This is a genomic window from Streptomyces bambusae, assembly GCF_019400985.1.
GTDB classification, from domain to species: Bacteria; Actinomycetota; Actinomycetes; order Streptomycetales; family Streptomycetaceae; genus Streptomyces; species Streptomyces bambusae_A.
Genome location: NZ_WTFF01000471.1, coordinates 1 through 4263 on the forward strand (window position 1 = coordinate 1; position 4263 = coordinate 4263).

Consider the following 4263-nt stretch of genomic DNA (forward strand, 5'->3'; position numbering starts at 1 on the left):
GACCAGGGCCGCCTGGCTGGCGGCCGGTGTCGTCCTCCCCCGCACCGCGCGCGGCCAGGTCGCCGCCGGCCCGCGGGTCGCCACCCGCGACCTGCGCGCCGGCGACCTGGTCTTCCACCACGCGGACATGCGGCACGTCGGCCTCTACAGCGGCGGCGGCCGCATGATCCACGCCCCCGGCCCGGGCACGGGCGTCCGCGAGGACCCCGTCCACCACCAGCCGGTCTACCGCAGCGTCCGCCCCGGCTGATCGCCCGGCACCGCCGGGGCCGCCGGGGCCGCCGGGGCCGCCGGGTCGTGGAAGCGGACCTCCGGGGCGGACGCCACAGGCCCGTCCAGCAGCGGCTGCGGCACCCCCTTGAGGTGCAGGTCGAAGAAGGCGCCGACGTAGGTCCGGGTCAGCTCCAGCGAGCGGGCGCCGGGCAGCGGCGACCATGCGGGCAGCCCCAGCTGCTCGCTGACCGTGGGCCAGTCGGAGAAGGTGAAATGGTACGAGTCGTCGAAGGTGAGCCAGCGCTTCCAGCCGCCGAACCGGGGCCAGTTCCCGTCCCAGGTGCCGTCCGCGCCGGGTTGCGCACGCGCGGAGCCCAGCAGCATGAACGGCCTGCCGCCCAGCCCGCCCTCCGGGAGCGGCACCATGCTGCCGTCCATGTTGATCCCGGCCCGGATCCGGGGGTCGTCGGCCATGGCCGCGGCCGCCGAGGCGCCGCCGATGGAGTGGCCCGCCATGGCGATGCGGTCCTGGTCGATCAGCCGCGCGTGCCGCCAGGCCGGCCGGTGTCCGGTGAGGCGGTCCAGCAGGAAGGACACGTCGCGGGAGCGGGTCGCGGCGACCAGTTGGCGGCCCTCGTGGCCCTTCGCCTGCTCACAGGCCAGGCAGGTCAGCACCCGCCCGCCGGGTACGGACGTCCCGACGCTCTCGTACGCGTGGTCCACGAGAGCGACGACGTAGCCGCGGGAGGCCAGGTCCTCGGCGAGCGAGGTGAGGGTGGCGCGCGGCACGCTGAAGCCCGGGGACAGGACGACGAGCGGGTAGCGGCCGGCGACCGGCCGGGCGTCGCTGCGGGAGTGAGCCCGGGTACCCGCCAGGCTCTCGACGGCGACCTGCTTGTCCAGTCCCCGGTCGACCAGCAGCAGCCGTGCCTCCTCGTCGGTGAGGTACGGGCGGACGGGGCCGCCGGTGCCGGGGTGGGCGGGGTAGCGCATGGTCACCATCAGCTCCCGGGGGCCCGACTTCGCCCAGGGGTCGGTCCGGCTGCGGTCCACCAGGTGCAGGGTGTCCTGGCCGACGGCGTAGCGGCCGGTGGGGCGCGGGAGCTGCGGGCGTAACGGCTGCGGGGTCGGGTCGGCGGCCGCGGCCGGGGTTCCGGCGAGGGATGCGGGCAGGGCTACGGCGGCGGACCCGGGCGGGGCTCCCGCGGCGGCCGCGGAGCCGGCGGCGGCGAGCGGCAGTGGGAGCAGGAGGGCCAGCAGGGCCGCGGACGTGACGGCGGTTCGGCGTGGATTCATGCCGTCGAACCTAGGCCGGGCCGGCCGGGCGGGTCGTCACTCCGCGGAGGGACGGGGCATCCGCGCGTGGTCGGACCGCGCGTCGCTCTGAAGTCGTACGGGCAGGCCCTACCGGGAGGTGTCCGCGTCGTGCGGGGCCAGGCCGAGGACGAGGTCCAGCAGCCCCGGGAAGCGGGCGTCGAGGTCCGCGCGGCGGAGCGTGAGGTAGAGCCGGCGCCCGCGCGGCTCCTGGAGGATCACGCCGCTCTCGCGGAGCGTCTTGAGGTGGTGCGTGACGCTGGAGCGCGGCAGGTCGGGGACGACCTCCCCGCAGTAGGCCTCCCGGCCCGAGGCGAGTTTGCGGGCGATCTCCAGCCGGGCGGGATGCCCGAGCGCCGCCAGGACCTCGACCAGCTCGATCCGGTCGGCCTCGGGGTGGGGCAGGTCAGCAGTGGCAGCCATGCCCCCACTGTACGCAGATCTCGTAAGGACATTGACCGACCGTACGAAGATCTCGTACATTTCAAACCGTTCGAGGAATTCGTACGTTCGATCCGCGGAGGACCCACCCATGTCCGAGCACGGCCCCGGCCCCGGCCTCGCCCCCGAGCACGACCTCTCCGACGCCGCCCTCGCCGCCTCCCTCGACGGAGGTTTCACCAGCGCCCACGCCGAGGTGAACGGCACCCGCCTGCACTACGTCGAGGGCGGCGCGAGCACGGGCGACCCCGTCGTCCTGCTCGGCGGCTGGCCCCAGACCTGGTGGCCAGTGGCGCAAGGTGATGCCCGCCCTGGGCGCCCGCCACCGCGTGATCGCCGTGGACCTGCGCGGCATGGGCGGCTCCGCCACACCCGATGGGGGCACCTCCCGGACGGAGTCTGGGGGAGGATATGACAAGAAGACGATGGCGGCGGACGTGCGCGCCCTGCTCGGCCGCCTCGGCATCGACTCGGCGCACCTCGTCGGCCACGACATCGGCGCGATGGTCGCCTACGCCCACGCCGTCCACCACCCCGAGGCCACCCGCAGCCTGGCCCTGCTCGACGTCCCGCACCCCGACGACAGCTGGGCCGAGCTGACCCTCCTGCCGCAGGACGGCAGCGGCCGCCACCTGTGGTGGTTCGCCTTCAACCAGGTGCACGGGCTGCCCGAGGCACTGCTCGCGGGCCGCTACCACCTCCTGCTGGACTGGCTCTTCACCCATGCCGCCGCCGATCCCGACACCATCGACGCTCGCGCCCGCGCCGTCTACGCCCGTGCCTACGACTCGCCGGAGGCGATCCGGGCCGGCAACGACTGGTACCGCGCCTTCGGCCAGGACATCGCCGACCGCCGGTCCTACGGCCCGCTGACCGTGCCGGTGCTGGCCCTCGGCGGCGACCGCAGCAACTACGAGAGCCTCCGGGAGGTCGTCCCGCCGCTCGCCGCCGACACCCGGGTGGTGCGCGTCGACGACTGCGGCCACTACCTCCCCGAGGAGCAGCCGGAGGTGGTCACGGCCGAGCTCCTCGCCCACCTAGGCCGGATCGGCTGAAATTCGGCCGGTTCCGCAGGGGGCGCCCCCGGCCGCAGGGAGCGCGCGCAGCCCCCGTACGCTCCCCCGTATGGACGTCCTCATCAGTGTCTTCGTCGGCCTGCACATCATCGGTATCGCGGCCCTGCTCGGCGGCTTCCTCTCCCAGATGAAGGCCATGGGCGCCGGTACCGCCCGCTTCGTGCCCGGCATGCTGCACGGCGCCCTGACGATGTTGGTCACCGGCGTGGCCCTGGTGGGCTTCCGGGAGATGGACGGCGGCGGCCTGAACCACATCAAGATCGGCGTGAAGCTCGCCGTCCTCTTCGTGGTCCTCGCGCTGGTCTACGTCAAGCGCGACGAGGAGCGGATCGAGAAGGGCCTGTTCGGTGCGGTCGGCGGACTGACCATCGCCAATATCTTCATCGCCCTTCTCTGGCACTGACCCGACACCGGTCCATCAGAAACGGTCACTTCGGATCATCTCGTCATCGGGCCGTTACCTTCCGGTTTAGCGTCCTCCCCCAAGACCCGGACCACCCGGTTCCGGACCCCCAGGGGAAGGACGTGAGGGCCGCATGGCCAGTCATCGAAAGCCCAGGCAGCGCCCGCTGAGCGGCGGCACCGTCCGGACGGCCGCCACCCTCGCCCTGGCGGGCGCTGCCACCGCCACCGCGTTCGAAGGCACCTCGCAGGCCGACCCGCAGCCCACGGCGGCGCAGGTCAAGGCCGAGGTGGACCGGCTCTACCAGGAGGCCGAGGCCGCGGCCGAGCAGTACAACGGGGCGAAGGAGAAGGCCGACGAGGCGGAGCGGTCCCTGAGCGCCCTGCGCGACGAGACGGCGCGCCGGACCGACAAGCTCAACGGTGCGCGCTCAGCGCTCGGGGCGCTCGCCACCTCCCAGTACCGCAGCGGCGGCCTGAGCCCGGCCCTCCGGCTGGCCCTGGCCCACAGCCCGCAGGCGTACCTGCGGGGTGCGGCCCTGCTGGCGCGGGCGGGCGACCGCAGCGCCGCCGAGGTGGCCTCCGTACGCCGCGGCCTCGACGAGGTCGGCGCGCTGCGCGCCCAGGCCGCCGGCCGGGTGACCGAACTGCGCGAGCGGCAGGCCGAACTCGCCCGGCACAAGGCAACCGTCGAGAGCAAGCTGGACACCGCCCAGCGGATGCTGGCCCGGCTGACCGCCGAGGAGCGCGCCCGCTACGAGGCCGATCACGGCCCCGCCGCGACACCGGCCTCCGGGCCCGCCGCCGGGCCCGCCAC

The 4263-nt window shown here is 74.5% G+C and carries 6 protein-coding genes; 4 read left to right on the forward strand and 2 right to left on the reverse strand.

What is annotated here, in order from left to right; translation table 11 throughout:
- Positions 1–250, forward strand: a 250-nt coding sequence (locus GPJ59_RS34165) for a C40 family peptidase (RefSeq protein ID WP_219671864.1), incomplete at its 5' end; no start/stop codon positions are given.
- Here GPJ59_RS34165 and GPJ59_RS34170 read toward each other — a convergent pair.
- A complete protein-coding gene (locus tag GPJ59_RS34170) occupies positions 226–1509 on the reverse strand; it encodes an alpha/beta hydrolase family protein (RefSeq protein WP_219671866.1) in 1284 nt (427 codons plus the stop codon). The two genes, GPJ59_RS34165 and GPJ59_RS34170, sit on opposite strands and share 25 nt — an antisense overlap.
- Positions 1510–1617: 108 nt before the next feature.
- Positions 1618–1950: an ArsR/SmtB family transcription factor gene (locus tag GPJ59_RS34175; protein WP_219671867.1), complete on the reverse strand. Its 333-nt coding sequence runs from the start codon at positions 1948–1950 to the stop codon at positions 1618–1620.
- Positions 1951–2270: 320 nt separating this feature from the next.
- Here GPJ59_RS34175 and GPJ59_RS34180 point away from each other — a divergent pair, with 320 nt between their 5' ends.
- The 3 genes from GPJ59_RS34180 to GPJ59_RS34190 form a co-directional block, all read left to right on the forward strand.
- Complete coding sequence (locus GPJ59_RS34180) at positions 2271–3023, forward strand: alpha/beta fold hydrolase (RefSeq protein ID WP_258025339.1); 753 nt, start codon at positions 2271–2273, stop codon at positions 3021–3023.
- A gap of 70 nt (positions 3024–3093) precedes the next feature.
- Positions 3094–3447 (forward strand): hypothetical protein, encoded by a 354-nt coding sequence (locus GPJ59_RS34185; RefSeq protein ID WP_219671869.1) that lies wholly within the window; start codon positions 3094–3096, stop codon positions 3445–3447.
- Positions 3448–3580: 133 nt separating this feature from the next.
- On the forward strand, positions 3581–4263 hold a 683-nt coding region (locus tag GPJ59_RS34190; protein ID WP_374200993.1), incomplete at its 3' end, for a coiled-coil domain-containing protein.